19 protein-coding genes are annotated in these 24085 nt (G+C 71.1%); 6 read left to right on the forward strand and 13 right to left on the reverse strand.

Translation table 11 applies throughout. The features are described 5' to 3' along the window. Window positions 1-29 precede the first annotated feature (29 nt). Entirely contained in the window at window positions 30-986 is a 957-nt protein-coding gene (locus ACQG07_RS12910; protein ID WP_426738476.1) for an oxygenase MpaB family protein, read from the forward strand. A 5-nt stretch (window positions 987-991) separates the two neighbouring features. Here ACQG07_RS12910 and ACQG07_RS12915 read toward each other — a convergent pair whose 3' ends face one another. The 6 genes from ACQG07_RS12915 to ACQG07_RS12940 form a co-directional block, all read right to left on the reverse strand. Then, window positions 992-2971, reverse strand: a complete 1980-nt coding sequence (locus tag ACQG07_RS12915; protein ID WP_426738477.1) for an invasin domain 3-containing protein — start codon at window positions 2969-2971, stop codon at window positions 992-994. Window positions 2972-3134: 163 nt separating this feature from the next. Beyond that, window positions 3135-3920 (reverse strand): ABC transporter ATP-binding protein, encoded by a 786-nt coding sequence (locus ACQG07_RS12920; RefSeq protein ID WP_426738478.1) that lies wholly within the window; start codon window positions 3918-3920, stop codon window positions 3135-3137. After that, window positions 3913-4701: an ABC transporter ATP-binding protein gene (locus ACQG07_RS12925; RefSeq protein WP_274500799.1), complete on the reverse strand. Its 789-nt coding sequence runs from the start codon at window positions 4699-4701 to the stop codon at window positions 3913-3915. Before ACQG07_RS12925 ends, ACQG07_RS12920 begins: the two co-directional genes overlap by 8 nt. Continuing rightward, window positions 4698-5609: an ABC transporter permease gene (locus tag ACQG07_RS12930; protein WP_192006688.1), complete on the reverse strand. Its 912-nt coding sequence runs from the start codon at window positions 5607-5609 to the stop codon at window positions 4698-4700. Before ACQG07_RS12930 ends, ACQG07_RS12925 begins: the two co-directional genes overlap by 4 nt. Continuing rightward, window positions 5606-6565: an ABC transporter permease gene (locus ACQG07_RS12935; RefSeq protein WP_079707217.1), complete on the reverse strand. Its 960-nt coding sequence runs from the start codon at window positions 6563-6565 to the stop codon at window positions 5606-5608. Before ACQG07_RS12935 ends, ACQG07_RS12930 begins: the two co-directional genes overlap by 4 nt. Then, window positions 6562-8070, reverse strand: a complete 1509-nt coding sequence (locus ACQG07_RS12940; RefSeq protein WP_274500801.1) for an ABC transporter substrate-binding protein — start codon at window positions 8068-8070, stop codon at window positions 6562-6564. The genes ACQG07_RS12935 and ACQG07_RS12940 overlap by 4 nt, the downstream gene beginning before the upstream one ends. Before the next feature lie 273 nt (window positions 8071-8343). Here ACQG07_RS12940 and ACQG07_RS12945 point away from each other — a divergent pair, with 273 nt between their 5' ends. Further along, complete coding sequence (locus ACQG07_RS12945) at window positions 8344-8799, forward strand: SIP domain-containing protein (RefSeq protein ID WP_426738479.1); 456 nt, start codon at window positions 8344-8346, stop codon at window positions 8797-8799. Between the two features lie 45 nt (window positions 8800-8844). Here ACQG07_RS12945 and ACQG07_RS12950 read toward each other — a convergent pair whose 3' ends face one another. The 5 genes from ACQG07_RS12950 to ACQG07_RS12970 all read right to left on the reverse strand — a co-directional run bounded on the left by ACQG07_RS12950 (window position 8845) and on the right by ACQG07_RS12970 (window position 14494). After that, complete coding sequence (locus ACQG07_RS12950) at window positions 8845-9255, reverse strand: Fe-S oxidoreductase (protein ID WP_274500802.1); 411 nt, start codon at window positions 9253-9255, stop codon at window positions 8845-8847. Beyond that, the gene (locus ACQG07_RS12955) at window positions 9252-10667 is read right to left on the reverse strand and encodes a dihydrolipoyl dehydrogenase family protein (RefSeq protein ID WP_426738480.1); all 1416 of its coding nucleotides are present in this window, start codon (window positions 10665-10667) and stop codon (window positions 9252-9254) included. Before ACQG07_RS12955 ends, ACQG07_RS12950 begins: the two co-directional genes overlap by 4 nt. Beyond that, entirely contained in the window at window positions 10664-11524 is an 861-nt protein-coding gene (locus ACQG07_RS12960; protein WP_064295283.1) for an arginase family protein, read from the reverse strand. Before ACQG07_RS12960 ends, ACQG07_RS12955 begins: the two co-directional genes overlap by 4 nt. A gap of 79 nt (window positions 11525-11603) precedes the next feature. Next, a complete protein-coding gene (locus ACQG07_RS12965) occupies window positions 11604-12377 on the reverse strand; it encodes a PspA/IM30 family protein (RefSeq protein WP_064295284.1) in 774 nt (257 codons plus the stop codon). A gap of 74 nt (window positions 12378-12451) precedes the next feature. Further along, window positions 12452-14494, reverse strand: coding sequence for a TPM domain-containing protein (locus ACQG07_RS12970; RefSeq protein ID WP_426738481.1), 2043 nt, complete (start codon window positions 14492-14494; stop codon window positions 12452-12454). Window positions 14495-14771: 277 nt separating this feature from the next. Here ACQG07_RS12970 and ACQG07_RS12975 point away from each other — a divergent pair, with 277 nt between their 5' ends. After that, window positions 14772-15518, forward strand: a complete 747-nt coding sequence (locus ACQG07_RS12975; protein ID WP_411558568.1) for a gamma-glutamyl-gamma-aminobutyrate hydrolase family protein — start codon at window positions 14772-14774, stop codon at window positions 15516-15518. Window positions 15519-15703: 185 nt separating this feature from the next. After that, window positions 15704-16534: a DUF3097 domain-containing protein gene (locus ACQG07_RS12980; protein ID WP_071262446.1), complete on the forward strand. Its 831-nt coding sequence runs from the start codon at window positions 15704-15706 to the stop codon at window positions 16532-16534. Between the two features lie 22 nt (window positions 16535-16556). Here the strand turns inward: ACQG07_RS12980 and ACQG07_RS12985 are convergent, their stop codons facing one another. Further along, on the reverse strand, window positions 16557-17891 hold the full coding sequence (locus ACQG07_RS12985) for an aminotransferase class III-fold pyridoxal phosphate-dependent enzyme (protein WP_426738482.1): 1335 nt from the start codon (window positions 17889-17891) through the stop codon (window positions 16557-16559). Between the two features lie 159 nt (window positions 17892-18050). On the opposite strand from ACQG07_RS12985, the gene ACQG07_RS12990 reads away from it, so the two are divergent. Both ACQG07_RS12990 and ACQG07_RS12995 read left to right on the forward strand, forming a co-directional pair. After that, window positions 18051-22055, forward strand: a complete 4005-nt coding sequence (locus ACQG07_RS12990; RefSeq protein WP_426738483.1) for a Pls/PosA family non-ribosomal peptide synthetase — start codon at window positions 18051-18053, stop codon at window positions 22053-22055. Beyond that, complete coding sequence (locus ACQG07_RS12995) at window positions 22055-23389, forward strand: M1 family metallopeptidase (protein ID WP_426738484.1); 1335 nt, start codon at window positions 22055-22057, stop codon at window positions 23387-23389. Before ACQG07_RS12990 ends, ACQG07_RS12995 begins: the two co-directional genes overlap by 1 nt. A 6-nt stretch (window positions 23390-23395) precedes the next feature. On the opposite strand, the gene ACQG07_RS13000 is transcribed toward ACQG07_RS12995, so the two are convergent. Then, complete coding sequence (locus ACQG07_RS13000) at window positions 23396-24064, reverse strand: 4'-phosphopantetheinyl transferase family protein (protein ID WP_426738485.1); 669 nt, start codon at window positions 24062-24064, stop codon at window positions 23396-23398. Between the last annotated feature and the right edge of the window lie 21 nt (window positions 24065-24085).

Here is a 24085-nt window from a genome sequence, read left to right on the forward strand (position 1 = left end):
CGTCGTGACAGCGGGCGGAGGACGATCGAGTGACGGACAGCGGTACCGGGCGACGTCCTGTCTCCCGTCTGCGCACACGGTTGCTCGCCGGCCTCCGGGCGCGCATCCTCTCCGTCTTCGCCGTCGAGCAGGACCGTCCGCCGCAGTGGACGCTCGATCTCGAGGACGGAACCGACACCGGCCACTTCGCGCCCGAGTCTGCGGCCTGGGTCGTCCACGGCGGGGTCGAGACGATGGTCGCCGGTATCCGGGCGCTCCTGCTGCAGGCCGCCCACCCGGGCGCCCTGGCCGGTGTCCACGACTGGTCCCGATACCGGGAGGACCCCCTCGGTCGGCTCGACGGCACCATTCGTTGGATCTTCACCGTGACGTACGGCGATCGCGAGACGGCGCGGCGGACGAGCGACTACGTCCTGAAACTTCACGAGCGAGTGGTGGGCGAGTATCTTGACGCGCACGGAGTCGCCCGGCCCTACGCCGCCAACGACCCCGACCTCTTGCGCTGGGTCCACCTGGCCTTCACCGACGCCTTCCTGAGCGTCCGGCGGACCTGGGGTGGTCCGATCCCCGGCGGACCGGACGCCTACGTCTCCGACTGGGCGCTCGCCGGGGACCTCATGGGGGTCGTCGACCCACCGCGGTCCGCCGACGAACTGGCGGAACAGCTCCGGGGCTACCTCGATCGGGGCGAGCTCACCGGTGGTCCCCGGGTGACCGAGACCCTCACCTTCCTCCGCCGACCGCCGCTTGAGCGGTCGCTCCTCCCGGCCTACTCGGTCCTGTTCGCCGGGGCGGTCGCGACGATCCCGCCCGAATACCGACGCATCCTCGGGCTCCGCACCGCCCACCTCGGGCCGATCCCGCTGCCGGTCGTGCCGGCGACGCGCGTCGTCCTCTGGGTCATCGGGCTCGTCCTGCACGGTGAGTCCCCGAGTCAGCGGGCCGCCCTGCGCCGGCACCGGCGGGTCACGCGCGATGCCGGCTGAGGTAGTCAGGACCGATGGGCGGGTCGCAGTCGACGGATGATGAGGAGCGCTCCGCCGCCCAGGAGGGCGAGCAGGGCCGCCGTGATGGCGCCGATGGTCCAGCCGGTACCGGTATCGGCGAGTCCGTTCGACGCTGCGGACGTTCCGATTCCGCTTCCGTCTGAGCCAGAACCCGTGTCGCCCGAGCCAGAGCCCGTGTCGCCCGCGCCAGGTCCGCCGTCGTCGTCGCCGGGACCCTGGTCGACGACCGAGAAGGTCACGACGGCCGTCGCGTCACCCGCCACACCGTTGACGGAGAACGCGACCGTGGCTTCACCCGGGGTGGAGCCCGCAGTGAGCGTCGCGCCGTAGGTGCCGTCGCCGTTGTCGATGACCTCGGACAGTGCGCCGAGGGAGGCGCTCAGCACGACGGTGTCGCCGCCGACCTCCAGGGGGATGCCGTCGGACCCCAGCAGGGAGACGACGACCGAGGACTCGGAGGTCCCGTCGGCGGGTATTTCGACGGGCGTCGCCTCGATGGTCGACGAGGCCGCTGCGGCGGTGCGGATGTACTCGAACGCCTGAGGCGTCGTGTAAACGGGTGCCCCGCTCTGGACGCCGCTCGACCAGGCGGTCGTCACGATCACGTCGACGAGACCGGCAGCGTGGGGCGGGGTCATGGCGGCGACCAGGCCGGGGGACGGCACGGCGATGTCGGTTCCTGCGATCCCGTCGAATGAGACGCCGACCGGGCTGAGCGGGACCGTGTCAGACCGTGTCGGTGTCCGCTCGGTGTTCCCGTTCACACCAATACCGAGCTGGCCCGACTGGTTGTTCCCGAAGCCGAAGAGCTCGCCGTCCGTGGTCAGCGCGAAGGAGTGCGACCGTCCGGCCGCGACAGCGATGACCGGAGCAGAGGAGAAGCCGGTGATGTCGGTGGGCAGGGGTCGCATCGCGGTTGTACCGTCGCCGATCTGTCCATTGCTGTTGTAGCCCCACGTGAACACCCGGCCGTCGATCGTCCGAGCCAGGGAGTGTGCTTCACCGGTCGCGATCTCGTCGACGACGACGCCGTCCAATGCGGGCACCGGCGTCGGTTGCCGTCGCACAGTGTTCCCGTCGCCGAGGTTCGACCCGCGGCCCCAGGTCCAGACTGCACCGGCCTCGGTGAGGACGGTAGTGGCCTGGAAACTGGGATCGACATCCTTGACCGGGACGCCCGCGAGTGTCGTGACGTTCGTCGGGGTGGGCTGCCGCATCGCGGTACCCTCACCGACCTCGCCGTAGGAATTGTCGCCCCATCCCCACAGACTCCCGTCGACCCCGACGGCGAAGGAGGTGAGGTACTTCGATGCCACGCGGGACGCCGGCACCGGCAGGGGGACCTGGACCGGGAGGTTCTGTTGCTGCCGGTCGCCGGTCCCCAATTGATCGCCGAGTCCGGAGCCCCAAGCCCACACCGTGCCGTCGGACGCGACGGCCATTGAGTGGACGGACCCGGCTCCGACGTCGATGATGTCCCGGTCGGCGAGGGCGGTCACCTCGACCGGACGGGTCTGATTCGCCGTGTCGTCGATTCCCAATTGGCCCGATGAGCCGAGCCCCCAGGTCCAGACGGAGCCGTCGACGCCGCGGACGATGGCGAACCGGTCGCCGGCTTCGACCTCGGCGATCGGCGGGAGGCCCTCGACCCGGACGGGCGTGAGCTGCGCCCTCGTCGTCGTGCCATCGCCAAGTTCGCCGAGCGTTCCGTCGCCGAGGGACCAGACCGATCCATCGGAGTCCAACTCGAGGGTGAAGTAGAGCCCGGATGCGATGGAGGTCACGGTCGAGGAGACTCCTGGTGCCGGGGTCTCGATCCGTGTGCCTCCCGTGTCGGGTCCGCTCGCCGGCGTGACCGCCTGCGCGGCAATGGGGGTCAGAAGGGCCGCGGTCACGGTGGCGACGGCCGCTGTGGCAGCAGCACGACCGGCGAGGCGCGGACGGGGGAGAGTGGAGGTGCGCATGAGTTCCTGTCGGGGGAGGTGAGCGTTCTACCGCTTCGGATACCTCTAGTAAACCACAGATATATATTACGCTGACATGCTCTGGCATATTTCCAAGCTGAACGGCAGCGGTCGGCACGGACCCGTCCCTCCGGTCGCGGCGGCTCCGCCGCCCGCTCGCGCGTCAGAGGCGGGGGACCGAGGCGAGGAGCTGCGTCGTGTAGGGGTGCGACGGACGACTGAGCACCCGCGAGACCGGGCCCTCCTCGACGATCGCGCCGTCACGCATCACGACCACCCGGTCGCAGAGGTGCTGCACCACGCCGATGTCGTGCGACACCAGCACGATCGCCAGCCCCAGTTCCTCGCGGAGACGGCCGAGCAGCTCGAGGATCTGCGCCCGGACGGTCACGTCGAGCGCACTGAGCGGTTCGTCGCCGACGAGGAGGCGCGGGCGGTGCACGATCGCGCGCGAAAGCGCGATGCGCTGCCGCTGACCACCCGAGAACTCGTGCGGGAAGCGGTCGGCCGCGTCGGCCTCGAGCCCGACGAGCCGGAGCACCGCGCGGACCTTGGAACGGTGGTCGCCCTCGATCCCGAGCGCCGAGAGCGGCTCGGCGACGATCCGCCCGACGCTCATGCGCGGGTCGAGCGACGCGTACGGGTCCTGGAACACGACACCCGTCTGTCGACGGAACCAGTGCAGACTCCTGGCGCTCGCGGTGGCGCTGACGGGACGGCCGTCGAACGCCACGGACCCGGAGCTCGGGGTGTCGAGCGCGAGCAGGAGGCGGACGAGCGTCGACTTGCCCGACCCCGACTCACCGATGATGCCGACGGCCTCACCGGGGGCGACGACGAGGTCGCTCGGGTGGAGCGCGATGGTGCGGCTCGGGCGCTGGAAGAGCGACTCCCGCTGGTTGGTGTAGACCCGTCCGAGCCCCTGGGCGTGGAGCAGCGGCTCAGTCATCGTCCTCGCCCTTCCAGCTCATGGTCTTCGCGGCGGCCAACAGCCGCTGCGTCACGGGCGACACCGGCATCGACAGCAGTTGGGCCACCGGCCCGGCCTCGACGACCTTCCCCTGCGCGAGCACCACGGCGTCGCTGGCGATCCGGGAGAGGACCGCGAGGTCGTGGGTGATGAAGACGAGGGACGCCCCGGTCTCGCTCACGAGACGCTCGAAGAGGCCGAGGATCTCCGACTGGATGGTGACGTCGAGCGCTGTGGTCGGCTCGTCCGCGATGAGCAGGGAGGGTCCGCAGGCGAGGGCGATGGCGGCCGCGACCCGCTGGCGTTGTCCGCCCGACAGCTGGTGCGGGTACCGCCGGACGATGCGCTCGGGGTCGGGCAGACGGACCCGCGCGGCGAGTTCGACGGCCCGGTCGAGCGCTTCCCGTTTCGACAGCCCCTCGTGGATGCGCAGCGGCTCGCCGATCTGGCGTCCGATGGTGCGGATCGGGTTGAGTGCCGTCCGAGGTTCCTGGAACACGATCCCGATCTCACGCCCGCGGATGCGCGCGAGTTCGCGGTCGCCGCGGCCGAGGAGTTCCTCGCCCTGCCAGCGGATGCTGCCGCTCACCGAGGCGCCGTCGGGGAGCAGTCCGAGGATCGCCAGCGCCGTCAGCGACTTCCCGGATCCGGACTCGCCGATGAGGCCGAACCGTGCGCCCGCCGGCACGCTGAAGCTCACGCCGTCGACGACCCGGCGGCCACCGAGCGTGACGACGAGGTCCTGGACGTCGAGACTCATGCGGTCACCCCCTGGGGCGAGGTGGGGGTCGACGCGGGTCCGCGGCGACCGAGGGTCGGATCGGTCGCGTCCCGCAGGGCGTCTCCGAGGAGGTTGAGGGCGAGGACGGTGATGGTGATGGCGAGCCCCGGCCACAGCACCGACAGCGGGTGCACGGCGAGGTAGGTCTGCAGTTCACTGAGCATCCGACCCCAGGACGGGACACTGGAGGGGGCGCCGTAGCCGAGGTACGACAGGCCCGCCTCGGCGAGCACCGCGACCGCCATCGACCACGACAGCTGGACGATGAACACCGGTGCGACGTTCGGCAGCAGATGCCGCGTCAGGTTCCTCACCGGTCCGAGACCGGCGGCTTTGCCGGCGAGCACGTACTCGCTGTGCGAGACCCGGCGGATCTCGGGTCGGGTCACCCGGGCGATGTTCACGCCGAAGCTGATGCCCACCGCCCAGATGACGACCCACAGCGAGCCGCCGAAGACGGAGGCGATCATCATGGCGATGAGGAGGGTCGGGAACGCGATGAGGATGTCGATCAGCACCGCGACCGTCTCCCGGACCCAGCGCCGCGTGAGCGAACCGAGGGCGGCGAGGGCGACCCCGATGACCGTCGAGACGACTGCGGAACCGATCGCGACGGCCACGGTCACCCGCGCACCGACGAGCAGCAGGCTGAAGATGTCGCGTCCGACCTCGTCCGTGCCGAGCAGATGGGCCGGCGACGGAGCCAGCCACTTCGCGAACGGATCGGTGAGCTGGGGGTCGTACGGCGTCCAGAGAAAGGAGACGCCGGCGTTCAGGAGGAGCAGGGCGACCACGACGAGCCCGAACACGCCGGCCGGGCCGGACACGAGGGTGCGGAGTCCGCCTGATGCCGCGCGCCGACGCGGGTGATCCTGACGGGCAGTCATGTGGTCCGCTCCCGTTCTCGGAGTCGCGGGTCTGCGAGACGGTGGACGACGTCCACGACGGCACCGATCACGAGGACCACCCCGGTGAGGACGAGGAGCTCGCCCTGCACCTTCACGAGGTCGCGGTTGCCGACGTCGGCGACGAGCATGCGCCCGATGCCTGGCAGGGTGAAGAGCTGTTCGATGATGACGCTGCCGACGATGAGCCCGGCGATCTGGAGCCCGAGCACGGTGACGACCGAGAGGGCCACGTTCGGCAGCCCGTGGCGGATGAGTGCCTGCGAACGGGTCAGCCCCTTCGCCGCCGCCGTCCGGACGTAGTCCTGGCCGATCGCGTCGAGGGCGGCGGAACGGACGAAGCGCAGCAGGACCGCGCCCTCGACGACGCCGATCGTGAGTGCCGGGAGGAGGAGGGCGCGGATCGCCGCCAGCGGATCGTTCCAGCCCGCGCGCGGGAAGCCCTGCGCCGGGAGCCAACCGAGTACGACGGCGAAGAGGAGCACGAGCATCATGCCGGCCCAGACGACCGGGACGGCGGCGAGCCCCTGCGACGCGAAGGAGATGACGACGCCCGTCGCGCGGGTGCGCCGGACGGCCGCGAGCACCCCGAGCGGCACACTGAACGCGAGGGCGATCACGAGGGCCATGATGCCGAGCGGGACGGTCACCTGCGCCTTCTGGGCGAGTTCGCTGGCGACGGGGGTGCCCGTGATGAGCGAGTTCCCGAGATCGCCGCGGAGCAACCCGCCGATCCAGTCGAGGTACTGCAGGAGGACGGGCTGGCCGAGTCCCAATTGTTCACGGATCGCGGCGACCGCTTCGGGCGTCGCGTCCGTTCCGGCGATGACCTGGGCGACGTCGCCCGGGAGCACCCTGATGGTGAAGAAGATCAGGGCGCTCGCGGCGAGGAGCCCGACGAGGAGGAGTACCAGCCTCGTCAGGATGAACCGGGTCACCCGGTCACGGCGACCTTCGCCAGGTTGATGCGCGAGTTGACCGAGTCCACGGGGAAGCCGGTCACGCCGTCGCGCACCACCGTGAGGGTGATCGCGGTGTAGAGCCAGTCGGCGGCGTTGTCCTTCGACACGAGGTACGCCGCCTCCTTGAGCTTCTGGGCTGCGACGGCCGGATCGGTCGCCGCTACGGATTCAGCATAGAGCGACTGGACCTGCGCGTTGTCGTAGCCGAAGTAGTAGTTCGGGTTCGCCCAGTTCTGGAAGTCGCGTGCCTCGACGTGGTTCACGTAGCTGAGGTCGTAGTCCTTGTTCGTGTAGACGTCGTTCAGCCAGGTCGGGAACTCGACGCTCTTGACGGTGAGGGTGACGCCGATGGCTTTGAACTCGGACACCAGGACGTTGGCCACCGAGGTGCCGTAGAAGCTCGGGATCGTGAGCGTCAGGGACAGGTTCTCCTGGCCGGCCTGGGCGAGGAGCGCCTTCGCCTGTTCCGGGTCGTACTTCACGAGCTCGCTGAGGTTCTCGTAGCCCGGGTCGAGCTCGGGGATCGGTCCGTACTGCTCGACCGCGGCGCCGCCGACGGCCTCGACGATCGCGGCGTGGTCGATGGCGGAGCGGAGCGCCTGCCGGACGAGGGGGTCGTTCAGGGGAGCGCGCTGGTTGTTGAAGGCGAGGGTGTACTTGTCGGTCGTCTTGCCTTCGGTGATGCTGAACCCTTCGGCGCGGGTGATCTGGTCCTTGAGGTTCGCGTCGAGCGCCGTCTGCACGTCGAGTTCGCCGGCGAGGGTGGCGTTGACGGCGGAGGAGGCGTCGGGGATGTAGCTGAAGACGACCTCCTTGACCTTCGGAGCGTCGCCCCAGTACTTCGCGTTCCGGTCGAAGGTGATGCTGTCGCCCTGCTTCCAAGTCTTCAGGGTGAACGGCCCGGTGCCGTTGGCGGTCGTCGACAGGTCGTTGGTGGCGCCCGACTCCAGCACGAGTCCTGCGCGTCCGGTCAGGGTCCACAACAGGTTGGAGTCGGGCGAGGTGAGCTGCAACTGCACGGTCGAGTCGTCGACGGCCGTGATCGAGGCGACCTTCTGGAGCGCCACGTTGTCGACGAACGTCGGGTCCTGCTGCACCTGGGTGATGGAGTCGACGACGTCGGCCGCGGTCAGGGCGGCGCCGTCGTGGAAGGTCACGCCGTCGCGGAGGACGAAGGTGTAGGTGAGACCGTCGGCGCTGATGTCGTGGCTCTTCGCGAGCGTGTCGACGATCTGGTTGTCCTCGGTGCGGGACACGAGGCCCTGGTAGACGTTGTCGATGAGGATCTGATCGAGCGCGGCGCCGGAGGTGGTGCGGATGTTGAGGTCGGAGGGCTCCAGGACGAGACCGACCCGCAGGGTCGCGTCGGCGTCGGGCGTCGGCGTCGCGGCCGGGCCTGCGCAGCCGGTGAGGACGAGGGCGGCGCCGGTGACCGCGATCGCGGCGGTGAGGAGCTGACGACGCAGCTGACGATGACGCATGGAGGTCCTTTCGGGGATGCTGGAGTGGCCGGCATCTGGAGACGCACAACCGGTTCCGGGCAGCGGGCATTCCCGCCTAGGCCGCGTGAATACTGGACCGCGTCCGGAAAGCCGCATCGCTGGGGCTCCAGCGAGCGTACCCAGTCGACGTGTGTGGTGCCAGCCACGGTGTCAGGGGGCGTCACAGAGTGATCGGATCGTGATGTGCTCCGCCGCCTTGGAAGACCCGGGGCAGGGGATCGAAGTGAGCTTAGGCTCGCCTATACTGATCGCGTGAGCTATTTCGAGGATCCGGCGGAGTTCGCCGTCGCGGACGCACGCCACGTGCTGCTCGCGGGCGACGAGTCGTCGATCGGCGAGCTGGCCGAGGTCCTCGCGCTGCTCCCCATCTGCGCCCGCGGCCAGGTCTTCGTCGAGGTCGACGACGCCGCGTCGATCACCACCCTCGACTCGCCGGGACGCGTCGTCGTGACGTGGCTCGTCCGCGCAGCGCGTTCGGGGGAACCCGGAACGGGCAGCCGGTGCGCACACGGTCAGGCCGTCGCGCGAGCGACCCGGGCCTGGGCGAGCGAGATGCTCGACGTCGACGGACACGACGCGGCCGACTACCACGTGTGGATCGGCGGCGAGACGGAGCACCTCACGGGTCTCCGGAACGACCTCAGGATGACCCTGGCGAGCATCGGCGCACGTCAGCGCTCGAGCTCGGTCGAGCGCGCATCGCACTGACACGACCTCGCACCGGGCCGCACCGCACGGACGCCGCGACGCTCGTCAGCGGCGTTTCGGCAGGTAGCCTCCCGCTTCGAGACCGGCTTCGATCTCGAACCGGTTCCGGAGCGGATCACGACCGGCGATCGCGTACATCAGCGGGAAGAGCATGCCGTACCGCTGCCACTGCCGCTTGTGCACCGCCTCGTGTTCGAGCACCCGGGTCGACACGTTCCGGTCGGTGAGGTACACCCCGCCGACGCATGAACCACCTCGGCCGAACGTCCACGACGGCATCCCGCGGAAGACGATCATCCCGCCCCGCCGTTCGACCGGCCCGGTGCTCCAGACTGCGCCCCAGACGAGCCCGGTTAGCGTGGCGTACCAGTACCCGATCCGGCTGAGCGGTGAGTCGAGCCACGGGCCGCCGGAACGACGGCTCCGCGGCTGATCGACCTCGCCGGGACGGGTCACGCACCGCTCCGGTAGGTCTCGAGGAGCCGCAGCCAGATCTCACTCATCGTCGGGTAGGACGGCACCGCGTGCCAGAGGCGGTGCAGCGGCACCTCACCCACGACGGCGATCGTCGCCGCGTGGACGAGTTCGGCGACGTCCTGACCGACGAAGGTCATCCCGATGATCACGCCGCGCTCCTCGTCGACGACCATCCTCGCCTGCCCGGTGTAGCCGTCGGCGTGGAGGCTCGAGCCCGCGATGCCACCGAGGTCGTAGTCGACCACCCGGTGGTCGATCCCCGCCGCCTCGGCCTGCGCGGCCGTGAGTCCGACGGCGGCGACCTCCGGTTCGGAGAAGACGACCTGCGGCACGGCACGGTGGTCGGCGGTCGCCGCGTGGTCGCTCCACGGGCTGGTGTCGACGTCCTCGCCGTTCGCCCGTGCCGCGATGACCGCGCCCGCGGCGCGTGCCTGGTACTTGCCCTGGTGCGTCAGGAGTGCCCGGTGGTTGACGTCGCCGACGGCGTACAGCCAGTCGCTGCCGTGGGCGAGGAGCTGATCGTCGACCTCGATCCAGGCACCCGGTTCCAGGCCGACGGTCTCGAGCCCGAGGTCGTCCGTCCGTGGCGTCCGGCCGGTGGCCACGACGAGTTCCGCCGTCGTCACCGCATCCCGGTCGTCGAACTCGAGCGTGATGGCGCCGTCGGCGGCCCGGGAGACGGCGGTGGGGGAGGCGTGCACGATCGTCACGCCGAGCTCACGCAGGGAGGACTCGACAAGTTCGCCGGCGAACGGTTCGGTGTTGCCGAGCAGGCCACTGCGCGCGACGAGCGTGACGTCGACCCCGAGTGAGCGGTAGGCCGTCGCGAGCTCGACGGCGACGACGCCGCCACCGAGGAAGGCGACGGACGCTGGCAGGGTCTGGACGCTCGTGGCCTCGCGGCTCGTCCATGGCTCCACCGCCGCCAGCCCCGCAATGTCGGGCAGGAGCGCGGCGGATCCGGTGCAGACCGCGACGGCGTGCGTCGCCGTGAGCACGGTCGTCGAGCCGTCGGCGGCCGTCACGGTGACCTCGCGCTCGCCGGTCAGTCGACCGTGCCCACGCACCAGCTCGATGCCGGCGCCCTGGAGCCAATCGACCTGGCCGTCGTCCGACCAGTCGCTCGTGAACGAGTCCCGTCGCGCGAGGACCTTGAGCGGGTCGAGCGCGGTGTCCTCGGGGATGGCTCCACCCGTGCGCTTGGCGGCACGCAGGGCGGCGCCCGATCGGATGAGGGCCTTGGACGGCATGCAGGCCCAGTAGGAGCACTCACCGCCGACCAGTTCGCTCTCAACGATGACGACGCTCAGACCGCTCTTGTGGGCGTAGTCGGCGACGTTCTCGCCGACGGGTCCGGCTCCGATGACGACGAGATCGACGGTACGGCTCATGGGGTGACTCCTGTCGGGTTGGTGCTGTCGGGCTTCGGTTCGCGACTGATCGCGCCGATGATGCGGAGGATGGTGCCGAGGTCGTCGGCTGCGGCGTCGGGGGAGCCGGGGGAGAAGCCCGTGACGCCGGCCCCGGCGAAGCCGAACCGCGCGCGGAGCGCGGTGATGCAGTCCAGCAGGGTGCCGAGTTCGAGACCGAAGGGGACGGCCGAGCTGACGCCGGCGATGACGGCGGGGTCGAGGACGTCGACGTCCACGTGCAGGTAGACGCGGTCGGCGCCCGTCGCCTCGACGGCGGCGACCACCTCGGCGGCGCTCGTCATCACCGAGGAGACCATGGGGATGCCACGCTCCTCGATGTGGGCGAGTTCACCGTCGTCGAGGTCGCGCACCCCCACGAGGACGAGCCGGGCGGGATCGAGTGGGGCCTCGGGCAGGAGCATCGCGGCGCCTTCGCCGGTCAGTGCTCGGGCGACCATTCCGCTGAACGACCCGGACGGCGAGCTGAGCGGGGTGTTGAGGTCGCCGTGGGCGTCGAACCAGACGACGGCGATGCCGGGGTCGCGTCGGAGGGCCTCACCGACTGACGCGAGTTCGACGCCGCAGTCCCCACCGATGGTGATGACGGGCTCGTCGATCCCGACGAGCGCCTGACGTTGGAGTTCCGCGGTCGTCACGAGGGAACTGGCGCGCCGGATGTCGGTGTCGAGGGCCTCGCCGGCCTCCGTCGGCACGTGGACGAGTGTCGTGGCCGCCGTGGGCAGGTCGCCACGGATCGCCTCGGCTCCATCGATCAACTGCATGGCCCTGGACGAACCGGAGCCCTGCCACTGGGGGACGACGACGAACTTCGTCATGCGGTGCCTTCCTGGAGGTTGTGCGAGGGGGCGAGGGCGACGGGCCCTCGGGAGGTCCCGAGGGCCCGTCGGATCGGCACTACTGGCCGGCGTTCGGCGTGTACTCGGGGCCGGAGGACTCGATCGCGGGAGACGCGGAACCGCCGCCCTTCAGCGCGGCGAGGCGGGCCTCGACCTCGGTCAGCTCGCCGAGGTCCTCGAGGTCGTTGAACTGCGCGTCGAGACTCGAGGCGGCGAGCTCCTGCTGGCCGAGCACCTTCGCCTCCTCGCGGCGGATCTTGTCCTCGTAGCGGCTCAGGTCGCTCGTCGGGTCCATGATGTCGATGCTGCCGACCGCATCCGCGACCTTGCGCTGGGCCTCCGCGGTCTTGGCCCGGGCGACGAGCTCGCTGCGCTTCGTCTTCAGCTGCTCGAGCTTCGTCTTCATGCCGTTGAGGCCGTTCTTCAGCTGCTCGACGACCTTCGTCTGCGAGGCCAGCTGCGGCTCGGCCTGCTTGGCCTCGTTCTCGGCGCCGATCTGGCGCTGGAGCGCGATCTTCGCGAGGTTGTCGAACTTGTCGGCGTCCGCGGCGTTGCCCGCCTGACGGTATTCGTCGGCCTTGCGACTCGCGGCCAGCGCCTTGGTGCCCCACTCGGAGGCCGCCTCGACGTCCTGCTGGTGGTCCTGCTCGAGGAGCCGGAGGTTGCCGATCGTCTCGGCGATCGCGCTCTCGGCGTCGGCGATCGAGTTCGTGTAGTCCCGGACCATCTGGTCGAGCATCTTCTGCGGGTCCTCGGCGGAGTCGAGCAGCGCGTTGATGTTGGCCTTGGTCAGCTGGGCGATGCGTCCGAAGATGGACTGCTTCTCTGCCATGGTGTGGTTCCTCTCTCGTGTCCTGCTGGGTCGTGTCGGTCGGTGTCTGGTGATGAGGTGGGTGGTGCCGCGGATCAGAAGCGACCGCCGCCGCGTCGGGAACGGGTGCCGCCGCCACCGAAGCTGCCGGCGCTGCGTGAGCGACCGGAGCCGCCGCCGAACATGCCGCCGCCGGAACGGGACCCGCCGCCGCCGAGGACGGAGTTGATCAGGATGCCGCCGAGGACGGCACCGAGCATCCCGTTGCCGCCCTGCTGCCCCTGGCCGCCGCCGAACATGCCGTCGAGTCCGCCCGCCGACTGGCTCTGGAACTGCCCGAGGTCGGCCTGGGCGAGCTGCACCGCTTGACTCGCGAGCGAGTTGGAGCGCTGGGCGAGGGAGAGCGCCTGCGTCGGGTCGTTGGCGGCGAGGCCCTGGGCCTGCACGAGGGTGCGGCCGGCTTCGGCGAGGCGCGTCCGGGCCTCCGGGCCGACGGCTCCGCGCCGCGAGACGATGAAGTCCTCTGCAGCCGACACCTGCGCGCCCGCCGTCTGCAGGGTCTGTCCGAGGGCGGCTGCGGCGCGCTGTCGCTGCTCCGCCGCGGTGCGCACCCCTTGGAGAGCACCGTCGATCTGCGTGTTCGCCGCATCCAGGCGGGCGAGGAGGGCGATCGGGTTGTTCGGTGCGCCGAGCGCGCCGCGAACCTGGGAGACCGTCGCGGTGGTGCTCGCGACCGCCGCGGCGAGGGTGCCGGTCGGGTCCGGTTGGCCGCCAGCCGCGGCGACGTCTCCGTCCAATTCGGCCAGTCGGGCGGCGAGGTGCTGCTCGGCGGTCGTCAGGTCGGCCTGCAGCCGCTTCACGGCCCCGGTGAGCTGGGTGGCCTGGTCGAGCGCTTCCTCGGCGGCTCGGATGCCGACGGCGGCCTCGCCCGAGTCTCCGGCGGCGAGCCGTGCAGCTGCGTCCGAGATCGCCGCGGTGGCGAAGGCGAGACGCTCCGTCGCCTGCGCCGGGTTGTCGATCACGGTGATGAGGGCGTCGGGGCTGTAGCGCGTCTGCAGGGCGCGCACCGCGTCTTGCGCGGCCGTCACCGTCGGTCCGGCCGCGGCCGCCCTGGCTCGCAGCTCCTCGACCGCGGCGGGTGCGTTCTTCTCGAGCGCGCGGAGCTCGTCGAAGGAGGCTGCTTGTTCATCGAGCACGTGGTTCGCGTGCTCGCAGAGCCGGATGATCTGGAGGTTCCAGTCGCGCTGTTGCTGCTCGGTGTCCGGCTCGGCGTCGTCGAGCCGCTGCTTGAGCGCGAAGGCGTGTGCGAGGTCGTCCTTCGCTCCGGCGAGGGCGGCGGTGAACGCGGCCGTGGCCGGTTCGCCGTAGGAGGCGGTGGCGAAGCCGAGCTCCTCCTCGCTCGTCCGGACGGCGTCGTCGGTCTGGACGAGCGCACTGCCGGCGAGTCGTTCGAGCTCGGGGATCGGGGCGGTGGTCAGCGGGTCGACCGGTGCCCCCTGCTGGCCCGCGGTCACCGCGCCGTCGCCGTTCGCAGCGCGGCGTCGGCGGAGGAGGACGACCAGGAGGACGACGGCCACGACGGCGACGACCACGATCAGCAGGATGGTCAGCCACCCGGCCGAGCCCCCTGAGCCGCCACCGGTGCCTCCGATCGACCCGCCGCCGACGGCGGCGCCCAGGCCTTCGGCGGCAGCGACGCCGGCGCCGGCCCAGTCGTCGTCACGCAGCTGCGGCAGAATGCGCTGCTGCTCGATCTCGGTCAGCTGGTCACCGCTCACCGGTCCGCTGGAGTCGCCGGAGAGGTAGTAGGCGCGGTCCTCCGTCGCCACGGCCAGCAGGTACTGGTTCGGTCCGAGGTTGTTGTCCTTCGCGGTCCGGTTCGCCCAGGACTCGGCGTCACTCGGGTCGGTGAAGGTCGGTACGTAGACCACCCAGAGGTCGACGCCGTGATCCGCGGCCAGGTCGTCAACGGCCTTCGTGACCTCGGTGACCTCACCGCTGCTGAGGACACCCGCGCTGTCGCTCACGCGCCCGGCCCCGAGCTGCACCGGGCTCTCCGCCCAGGCGGCGGTGGCTCCCGCTCCGAGGAGCACGGCCACGCAGAACGCCCAGATCGATACCGCCCAGCGAACCCGCATCGGCCACCTCGTCACTCGTTCGGACCCTGGAGCCCCACCCCGCGGCTCGGTTCCGAGTCTAGGTCCGGGCCCTCGACATCTCTACAGCGGGCTCCCAGCGAGCGCACCGAACCAGAGCTGTGCTATACGGCGGTGGCGGGGCTTCGCCGACACCGACCGTGACGCTGTCACCGACCGTGACGGACTCTGTTACCGACCATGACGCGGCCACTCGCGCGAGGGCATCTGCCCGGCGAGACTGGTCGAGTCACCTCACGGAACCCCTGGAAGGAGCATCATGCAAGGACACGTCTCACCCATGCTGGCGCTCGTCGAGGTCACCAGGTTCCGTGAGGACGACCAGGCGTACCACGAGTACGTGCAGATCCTCGTCGGACGGACCATCGCCGCCGCCGAACGGGCCGGCTGGCGCGTGACCAGGTTGGCCGCGCACGACCTCGGCACCGAAGCACTCCTCGCCTCGACCGACGGGGCCTCCGCCGTCGTCATCATGGGTGGAGCCGACATCGATCCCGCCCAGTACGGCGGCACCGCCGGCTACCGCGCCGAAGGCCAGCACTTCCCCGAGGCCGACCGCGCCCAGCTCGCGGTCGCCCGTCGCGCCGCCGAGCGGGGCACACCGCTGCTCGGGATCTGCCGCGGACACCAGATCATCAACGTCGCCCTCGGTGGGACGCTCGTGCAGGACCTCGGTGAGCACAGCGCCCACCGCAACGAGGGTGTCCCGGTCGATGAGAGCATGACCCCGCACGAGGTCGAGCTCGACCCCTCGAGTGCCCTCGCATTCCGACTCGGTGCCCGTCACCTCCAGGTGCAGAGCGCCCACCACCAGTCGGTCGGTGAGCTCGGCGAGGGCCTGCGTGCCGTCGCCTGGGCCTCCGACGGCACCGTCGAGGCGATCGAGCACCGCACCCTGCCGATCACCGGCGTGCAATGGCACCCGGAGGACCCCGGCACCGTGGACGACCAGCTCGGGCTCCTGCTCGGCGGTCTCGCCCGCGAGGCTGAGCGCGCCGCAGCCTAGTCGGGGCGTGTCTCCGCACCGGGCGGCTTCGCATGCCAGGAGGACCTCCCGCTGCAGGCGACCCACCGCTCGACATGTCCCCGACTCAGGACGGCGTCGGCGTGTCGAGCCTGGATTGCGGCGTGTCGGCCGCGCCACGCCGAGGCCGTCCTGAGAAAGGTCGGAGGGTTGGTTAGCGTTGACGGGTGTTCGAAGACAGGTACGGTCAGGACGTCCTCGCGGGGGACTGGCGGAAGAAGAACCGCGTGGTGGCCCGTGAGGTCGAGGCGGTGACCGACCTCGTGGTCGAGGAACTCGGCGGCTTCTGCGGCGCGATCACGCGCGTCGAGGCGAAGACGGTCGAGCTCGAGGACTACCGCGGCAAGCGACGCGTGTTCCCCATGGGGGCGGGGTTCCTCCTCGAGGGTGAACCCGTCGTCCTCGTCGTGCCGAAGCGCGCACCGACGGGGCGGGCGCGCACCGCCTCCGGCTCCTTCGCGGTGGAGACGACCGCTCGGGTGGCTCGCGCGAGCCGCATCTTCGTCGAGGGTCGCCACGACGCGGAACTCGTCGAGCGGGTCTGGGGCGACGACCTCCGCGTGGAGGGCGTCGTCGTCGAGTACCTCGCGGGCGTCGACCACCTCGACGCCGCGCTCGCCGAGTTCCGGCCGGGCCCGGACCGCCGTGTCGGCGTCCTCGTCGACCATCTGGTTCCCGGCTCGAAGGAGCAGCGGATCGCCGACGCCGTCATGGCCGGACCGAACGGCCGGAACGTCCTCATCGTCGGGCACCCGTACGTCGACGTCTGGCAGGCCGTGAAGCCCGCCAGGGTCGGCCTGCGCGAGTGGCCGACCATCCCTCGCTCCATCGAGTGGAAGAAGGGCATCTGCCAGGCGTTCGGCTGGCCGCACGACTCGCAGGCCGACATCGCCCGGGCCTGGAAGCGCATCCTCGGTCAGGTCCGGACCTTCAACGACCTCGAGCCGGAACTCCTCGGTCGCGTCGAACAGCTCATCGACTTCGTCACCGTCGACTGACCCGCCCGCGCGACCGCCGCGGCTAGGAGGAGACCTGCCCCAGGGCGTCCTCGAGGACGGACACCGCGTCGCGGAGGAGCTCGTCGGACATGACCGCGCTCGGGAGGAGTCGCAGCACCGAGTCCCATGAGCCGGCGTCGAGCACGAGCACGCCCTGGGCGATCGCCGCGTCGATGACGGTCTGCAGTGCCGTGGGGTGCGGCTGCTTCGTGCCGGGGACGACCAACTCGACGCCGGCCATCGCACCGATGATCCGGACTTCGCCGACGATGTCGAACCGCTCGGCCCAGTCGCCCATGAGCGATCGCAGGGTCGCCTCCACCCGACGGGCCTCGCCCAGCAGGTCCTCGCGCTCGATGACCTCGAACGTCGCGAGCGCGGCCGCCGTGGACACCGGGTTGCCCCCGAAGGTGCCGCCGATGCCACCGGGCTGGACGGCGTCCATGATCTCGGCGCGCCCGGTCACGGCCGACAGCGGGAAGCCGCCGGCGATGCCCTTGGCGCTCGTGATGAGATCGGGCACGACGCCGTGGTGCTCGATCGAGTACCAGGCGCCGGTGCGGCCGATGCCGGCCTGGATCTCGTCGGCGACGAACACGATCCCGTTCTCGGTGCACCACTCGCTGATGCGCGCGAAGTAGCCGGGCGCGGGGATGACGATGCCGCCGTCGCCGAGGACCGGTTCGGCGAAGAACGCGGCGACCTCGCTCGCACCGATGTGCCGCTCGATGTAGTCGATCGTCACCTCGGCAGCCGCCGGTCCGTCGAGTCCGTCGCGGAAGGGGTAGGAGAGCGGGACGCTGTAGATCTCACCCGGGAACGGGCCGAACCCGAGGCGCTCGGGCGCCGGCCGGTAGGTCATCGCCATCGTCAGGTTCGTGCGTCCGTGGAAGGCGTGGTCGAGGGCGACGATCGCGCGACGTCCGGTGTACTTCTTCGCGATCTTCACCGCGTTCTCGACGGCCTCGGCACCGGAGTTCAGGAGGATCGAGCGCTTCTCGAAGTCGCCCGGCGTGATCTCGGACAGCTTCTCCGCGACGCGCAGGTAGTTCTCGTAGGGCGTCACGGTGAAGAGCGTGTGCGTGAGCTTCGTCGCCTGCTCGGCTGCGGCTGCGGCGACGTCGGGGTGGGCGTGCCCGATGGTCGTCACGCCGATGCCCGTTCCGAGGTCGATGATGTGGTTGCCGTCGACGTCCACGAGGATGCCGCCGGAGCCGTGGTCCATCCACACCGGCGCGAGGTTGCCGGCACCGCGTGACACCGCCCGGCGGCGCCGTTCCGTGAGGGCGAGCGATCGGGGGCCGGGGATGGCGGTCACGAGCTGGCGTTCCTGGGGCACGGAGTAGTCGATGGTCATGCAGGCCATGGTAGGCGCGCGTCCTCCGAGGATGCCTGGGGCCGACGGAGCGTCGCCGACGATTCCACGACATCTGGCGGTTGACTGGTGTTCACCAACCGTCCATGCGCGCTGCCTACCGTTGGCGGCGCTGAACAGCCGGACGACAGGGGATCGCGTATGGACGCCGACACCAGCACCGCCCTCCTCATCGAGCGGCAGCCCGCGCTGCTCGGTGGCGTGCGCGCACCGGCCGAGCGCACCCTCCTCGACGTCCTCCGTGACGTCGCCGCGTCGCACCCCGAGGCCTCGGCGATCGAGGACGCGGAGGGAGCGCTCAGCTACCGCGAGCTCGTCCTCAGCGCGGAGCGGGTCGCGGCCGGACTGTTCGCCGCCGGGGTCCGGCGCGGTGACCGGGTCGGTGTCCGGATCGCCTCGGGCACCCGCGACCTCTACCTCGGGATCCTCGGGATCCTGTTCACCGGAGCGGCCTACGTGCCCGTCGACGCCGACGACCCGGAGGAGCGGGCACGGCTCGTGTTCGGTGAGGCGGCCGTCGTCGGCGTCCTGGTCGACGGCGGTGTCTTCGAGCGTTCGCGCCGCGGAACGGAGGACCCGGCCGATGACGGCGTCGATCCCGAACGGGTGCAACTCGCGACGGGCGCGGCACCCCACCCGGGCACCCGGGCGATCCCGGTCCTCGAACCACCGCGACTCGACGACGACTCCTGGATCATCTTCACCTCCGGCTCGACGGGCACGCCGAAGGGCGTCGCCGTCTCGCACCGCTCTGCCGCCGCGTTCGTCGACGCCGAGGCGCGGATCTTCCTCCAGGCGGATCCCCTCGGCCCCGGTGATCGTGTGCTGGCCGGCCTGTCCGTCGCCTTCGACGCGTCCTGCGAGGAGATGTGGCTCGCCTGGGGACACGGCGCATGCCTGGTCCCGGCGCCGCGCTCGCTCGTCCGCAGCGGTATGGACCTCGGACCCTGGCTCACCGCGAAGGGCATCACCGTGGTGTCGACGGTTCCGACGCTGGCGGCGATGTGGCCCGCCGAATCCCTCGAGAACATCCGCATGCTCATCTTCGGCGGCGAGGCCTGCCCGCCGGAGCTCGCCGCCCGGCTGGCCGTGGACGGTCGCGAGGTCTGGAACACCTACGGACCCACCGAGGCCACCGTCGTCGCCTGCGCCGCGCTGTTGACCGGCGAGCAGCCCGTGCGCATCGGACTGCCGCTCGACGGCTGGGATCTCGCCGTGGTCGACGCCGAGGGCGTCCCGGTCGAGGAGGGCGGCGTCGGCGAGCTCATCATCGGCGGCGTCGGACTCGCCCGGTATCTCGACCCCGCCAAGGACGCCGAACGGTATGCGCCCATGCCGAGCATCGGGTGGTCGCGGGCGTACCGGAGCGGCGACCTCGTCCGCTACGAGGCCGCAGGACTCGTGTTCCAGGGGCGCGCGGACGACCAGGTGAAGATCGGCGGTCGGCGCGTGGAACTCGGAGAGATCGAGGCCGCCCTGCAGGCGCTGCCGGGCGTCTCGGGTGCGGCAGCAGCCGTCCAGCGCACCGTCGCCGGGAACGCCGTCCTCGTGGGGTACCTCGCGGTGCCCGACCGCGACGGGTTCTCCGTCGAGCGGGCGCTCGCCATCCTCCGCGAGCAGCTCCCGGCACCGCTCGTCCCGCTCCTCGCGGTCGTCGGCGAGCTGCCCACCCGCACCTCCGGCAAGGTCGACCGGGCCGCGCTGCCGTGGCCGCTCGACGCCGCCGACGGGGAGGACGCCTCGACCCTGTCGGGCACCGCCGCGTGGCTCGCCGAGCAGTGGACGGCCGTCCTCGGTGTCCGGGTCACGGCCGAGAGCGACAACTTCTTCAGCCTGGGCGGCGGGAGCCTGGCCGCCGCGCAGCTCGTCTCGCTCATCCGCACCCGAGACGCCGAGTTCACGGTCGCCGACATCTACGGCCACCCCCGACTCGGTGCGATGGCCGCCGAACTCGACGGCCGACGCCCCGAGCGTCGCAGCCGAGCGGCCGTCGCGGACCCCGTGCTCCCGACGCCGCTCGCGACCCAGTGGGCACAGACCCTCCTGGGTGTCCCGCTCCTCATCCTCGTCGGACTCCGGTGGCTCGTGTACCTGCTCGCCGGCAGTCGGGTCCTCGGCCTCGTCGCGGATGTCCCGTACCTCCCCATGGTCTCGTGGTGGTGGATCGCCCTCGGCTTCCTCGTGGTCATCACCCCGATCGGACGCATGGCGATCTCCGTGATCGCGGCGAAGCTCCTCCTCGTCGGCGTCCGCCCGGGCGACTACCCGCGCGGCGGCTCGGTCCATGTGCGACTCTGGCTCGCCGAACGCGTCGCCGACACGGTCGGCGCGGTGAGTCTCGCCGGAGCCCCCTGGATCTCGAGCTACGCCAGGGCGCTCGGCGCGAAGATCGGTGCCGACGCGGACCTCCACAGCGTGCCGCCGGTCACCGGGTTCCTCACCGTCGGGGCGCGCGCGTCGATCGAGCCCGAGGTCGACCTCCGCGGCTACTGGGTCGACGGCGACACGCTCCGACTGGGCCACGTCCACATCGGCGCCGAGAGCACGGTCGGCGCTCGCAGTACCCTGCTCGCCGGCACCCGGATCGGCAAGCGTGCGGAGATCGCTCCAGGATCGTCCGTTTTCGGCCGCGTCCCCTCCGGACACCTGTGGTCAGGGTCGCCCGCCGTCCGCGTCGGCAAGGCGAAGCCGGTGTGGCCGACCGAACGACCCCCGCGTCGCCGACGCTGGCTGTTCGCGTACGGCGCGGGATCGGCGCTGCTGTCGGTGCTGCCGTTCCTCGCCTTCGTGCTGGCGGCGGCGGTCGTGGCGGCCGGGGCGTCGGGCGCGACCAGTCTGCTCGAGTTCTCCTGGCGCGCGCTCCTCTGGGTGCCCGTCGCCACCCTCGTGTGGTTCGTCGTCCTGGCGATCAGCACGATCGGCCTGGTCCGGCTGCTCGGCCTCGGTCTCAGCGAGGGCTACTTCCCGGTGCGCAGTCGGGTCGGTTGGCAGGTGTGGGCCACGGAGCGGCTCCTGGACGCCGCGCGCACCCTCCTCTTCCCCCTGTACGCGAGCCTCTTCACGCCCGTCTGGCTCCGCCTGCTCGGGGCGAAGGTCGGGCGCAACGTGGAGGCGTCGACGGTGCTCCTCCTCCCGCGGATGACGACCGTCGGCGACGGTGCGTTCCTCGCGGACGACACGATGGTGGCCTCCTACGAGCTCGGTGGCGGGTGGATGCGGATCGCCGGTGCGTCCGTCGGCAAGCGCGCCTTCCTCGGCAACTCCGGCATGGCGGGCCCCGGCATGCACGTCCCCAAGAACGGCCTCGTCGCCGTGCTGTCGGCCGCACCGCGGAAGGCCAAGTCCGGCTCGTCCTGGCTCGGGAGCCCACCGATGCGGCTCCGGCGGCAGGTGTCCGACGCCGATCTCGACCGCACCTACGACCCGCCGCTCCGGCTCCGGATCGCCCGCGCGCTGTGGGAGCTCTGCCGCATCGTCCCCGTCATGGTGACGACGGGCATCGCGCTCCTGGTGCTCCTCGCCCTCGCCTGGTTCGCCGACACCTGGGGTCTCGGTGTCGCGATCGCCGTCAGCGGTGCCGTGCTCCTGGCCGCCGGCGCGGTCGCGGCCGGGATCACGACCGTCGCCAAGTGGGTCATCGTCGGCCCGATCCGCACGGGGGAGCACCCGCTCTGGTCCTCGTTCATCTGGCGCAACGAGGTGTCCGACACCTTCGTCGAGATGGTCGCGGCACCCTGGTTCGCGGCACCCGCCACCGGCACCCCAGCCCTCACCTGGTGGTTGCGCTCGCTCGGTGCCCGCATCGGTCGTGGGGTCTGGTGCGAGAGCTACTGGCTGCCGGAGGCGGACCTCGTCCGACTCGGCGACGGCGCGACGGTCAACCGGGGCTGCGTTGTGCAAACGCACCTGTTCCATGATCGAATCATGAGTATGGATCAGGTCGAACTCGCATCGGGCGCCACGCTCGGGCCGCACAGCGTCATCCTCCCCGGAGCGCGGATCGACGACGACGCGACGGTCGGACCGGCCTCGCTCGTCATGCGCGGAGAACGCGTCCCGGCGGGCACCCGGTGGAGCGGCAACCCGATCGGCCCGTGGCGCGAGGTGACGACGGCGGAGTACCGGGAGCCCCAGGTCGCGTCCTGATGGGGGAGGCTCTCGCCCGTCTGCGGAGCGCAGGCGACCCCTACACGCCCTCCAGCGGGAATCGTGGCTACCGCGTCGTACGGTACGAGCTCGAGCTCGACTACGACGTCGACCGCAACGCCCTGTCCGGGACGGCTCGGCTCAGCGCCGTCGCGACGGAGGAGCTCACGCGGTTCTCGCTCGACCTCGCCGCGCTGCGCGTCACCCGTGTCCAGGTCGACGGGGTCGAGGCGAAGCGGACGCACAGCTCGGGCAAGCTCACGCTGACGCCCCGGAACACCATCGCGGACGGCGCCGAGTTCTCCGTGGTCGTCCGGTACTCGGGTGCGCCCCGTCCCGTGCGCAGCCCCTGGGGCGAGATCGGCTGGGAGGAACTCGAGGACGGCGTCATCGTGGCGTCCCAGCCGTGCGGCGCATCGAGTTGGTTCCCCTGCAACGACCACCCCTCGGACAAGTCGTCCTATCGGATCAGTGTCACGGCGTCGTCGGCGTACACGGTCGTCGCCCCCGGAGAGCTGGTGTCGCGCGTTGCCCGCGCGAGCCGGACCACATGGGTCTACGAGCAGCCCGAACCGATGGCCGCCTACCTCGCGACGGTGCAGATCGGCCGGTACCAGCGGCTCGCCGTCAGCGCTCGGGTCGCGACGAGCACGGTGCCGGTCGTCGCACACCTGCCGCGCGACCTCACGGCGCGGTTCCGACACGACTTCGCCGAGCAGGTCGACATGCTGGCGTGCTTCGAGCGCGCCTTCGGACCCTACCCCTTCGGCAGCTACGGCGTCGTGGTCACAGACGACGTGCTGGAGATCCCACTCGAGGCGCAGGGGATGAGCGTGTTCGGCCGCAACCACGTCGACGGCGTCAGCGGTTCGGAACGGTTGATCGCGCACGAGCTCGCCCACCAGTGGTTCGGGAACAGTCTGACGATCGCCACCTGGCGGGACATCTGGTTGCACGAGGGCTTCGCCTGCTACGCCGAGTGGCTGTGGTCGGAGGAGTCCGGGGCCGAGACCGCCGACGCCTGTGCCCGGGCGCACTACGCAGCGCTCCGACGGGCACCGCAGGACCTCGTCGTCGGCGACCCGGGACCTGCGGACATGTTCGACGACCGGGTCTACAAGCGGGGCGCGATCGCCCTGCACGCCGTGCGCCGACTGCTCGGCGACGAGGCGTTCTTCGACCTCCTGCGTGACTGGGTGGCGTCCTTCCGGCACTCGAGCGTGTCGACGGACGACTTCATCCGGACGGTCGATCGACATGCACCGGCACCGGTCGAGCCGCTCCTCGACGCGTGGCTCTTCCAGGAGGCGCTCCCGCCCTTCCCCGTCGGCTGAACCGGGTCAGGGGAGCAGGAGGGCCGTCGCGACGACGAATCCCGGCGCGGGCTCCGGGTGGTCGATGACGAATCGGTGGCCCGCGGTCGCGGTGACGAGTGGTACGGCATCCCGCCCGAGGTCGATCGTCGCGGGATCGGTCGCGAGGCCCGTACCGAGGGCCTTCGTCACGGCCTCCTTCGCCGTCCAGCGCTCGGCGAGCGCCCGGAGGCGTCGTCGGTCCGGGAGCCGCTGCCACTGCTCCCGTTCCGCGGGGGTGAGAGCGACGTCCTCGACGCCGGCGAACCGGGCCGCGTCGAGCCGTTCGACGTCGACACCGACGGGGTGCTCGATCGACACCGCTACCGCGGAGGCGTCGGCGGTGTGGGAGACGCTCACGTGGACGGTCCGGTCTCCGAAGCGCACCCGTGGTCGTCCGTGAGCGAGACCGCAGTCCGGGCAGACCGCCGTGACCCCGATCTGCTCGGGGTCGGTGCCGATCGTCTCCGCGACGGTGCGCACGAGCAGTGCGCGACCGAACAGGAACCGACGGCCCGCGGTCGCGGACGAGGTGTCGAGGCGGTCACGGGCGGACGCGTCCAGCCGGGCCGCCGTGCCGGCGAGGTCGAGCTCAGCGGCGCTGGCCCAGCGCATGAAGCGGACCGTCGGCTGCGGGAGGGGATCGGGTCGATGCATGGCCCCCGCGTCCCGGAGTCG

The organism is Plantibacter sp. 2H11-2, assembly GCF_050031945.1.
Taxonomy (GTDB): domain Bacteria; phylum Actinomycetota; class Actinomycetes; order Actinomycetales; family Microbacteriaceae; genus Plantibacter; species Plantibacter auratus.

Excerpts from the sequence above, each read along its gene's own strand:
- ACQG07_RS12925 (WP_274500799.1), bottom strand. The coding sequence starts at position 4,701 with ATGAGTCTCGACGTCCAGGACCTCGTCGTCACGCTCGGTGGCCGCCGG.
- ACQG07_RS12920 (WP_426738478.1), bottom strand. The coding sequence starts at position 3,920 with ATGACTGAGCCGCTGCTCCACGCCCAGGGGCTCGGACGGGTCTACACC.
- ACQG07_RS12915 (WP_426738477.1), bottom strand. The coding sequence starts at position 2,971 with ATGCGCACCTCCACTCTCCCCCGTCCGCGCCTCGCCGGTCGTGCTGCT.
- ACQG07_RS12965 (WP_064295284.1), bottom strand. The coding sequence starts at position 12,377 with ATGGCAGAGAAGCAGTCCATCTTCGGACGCATCGCCCAGCTGACCAAG.
- ACQG07_RS12975 (WP_411558568.1), top strand. The coding sequence starts at position 14,772 with ATGCAAGGACACGTCTCACCCATGCTGGCGCTCGTCGAGGTCACCAGG.
- ACQG07_RS12940 (WP_274500801.1), bottom strand. The coding sequence starts at position 8,070 with ATGCGTCATCGTCAGCTGCGTCGTCAGCTCCTCACCGCCGCGATCGCG.
- ACQG07_RS12955 (WP_426738480.1), bottom strand. The coding sequence starts at position 10,667 with ATGAGCCGTACCGTCGATCTCGTCGTCATCGGAGCCGGACCCGTCGGC.
- ACQG07_RS12985 (WP_426738482.1), bottom strand. The coding sequence starts at position 17,891 with ATGACCATCGACTACTCCGTGCCCCAGGAACGCCAGCTCGTGACCGCC.
- ACQG07_RS13000 (WP_426738485.1), bottom strand. The coding sequence starts at position 24,064 with ATGCATCGACCCGATCCCCTCCCGCAGCCGACGGTCCGCTTCATGCGC.
- ACQG07_RS12995 (WP_426738484.1), top strand. The coding sequence starts at position 22,055 with ATGGGGGAGGCTCTCGCCCGTCTGCGGAGCGCAGGCGACCCCTACACG.
- ACQG07_RS12930 (WP_192006688.1), bottom strand. The coding sequence starts at position 5,609 with ATGACTGCCCGTCAGGATCACCCGCGTCGGCGCGCGGCATCAGGCGGA.
- ACQG07_RS12960 (WP_064295283.1), bottom strand. The coding sequence starts at position 11,524 with ATGACGAAGTTCGTCGTCGTCCCCCAGTGGCAGGGCTCCGGTTCGTCC.
- ACQG07_RS12990 (WP_426738483.1), top strand. The coding sequence starts at position 18,051 with ATGGACGCCGACACCAGCACCGCCCTCCTCATCGAGCGGCAGCCCGCG.
- ACQG07_RS12970 (WP_426738481.1), bottom strand. The coding sequence starts at position 14,494 with ATGCGGGTTCGCTGGGCGGTATCGATCTGGGCGTTCTGCGTGGCCGTG.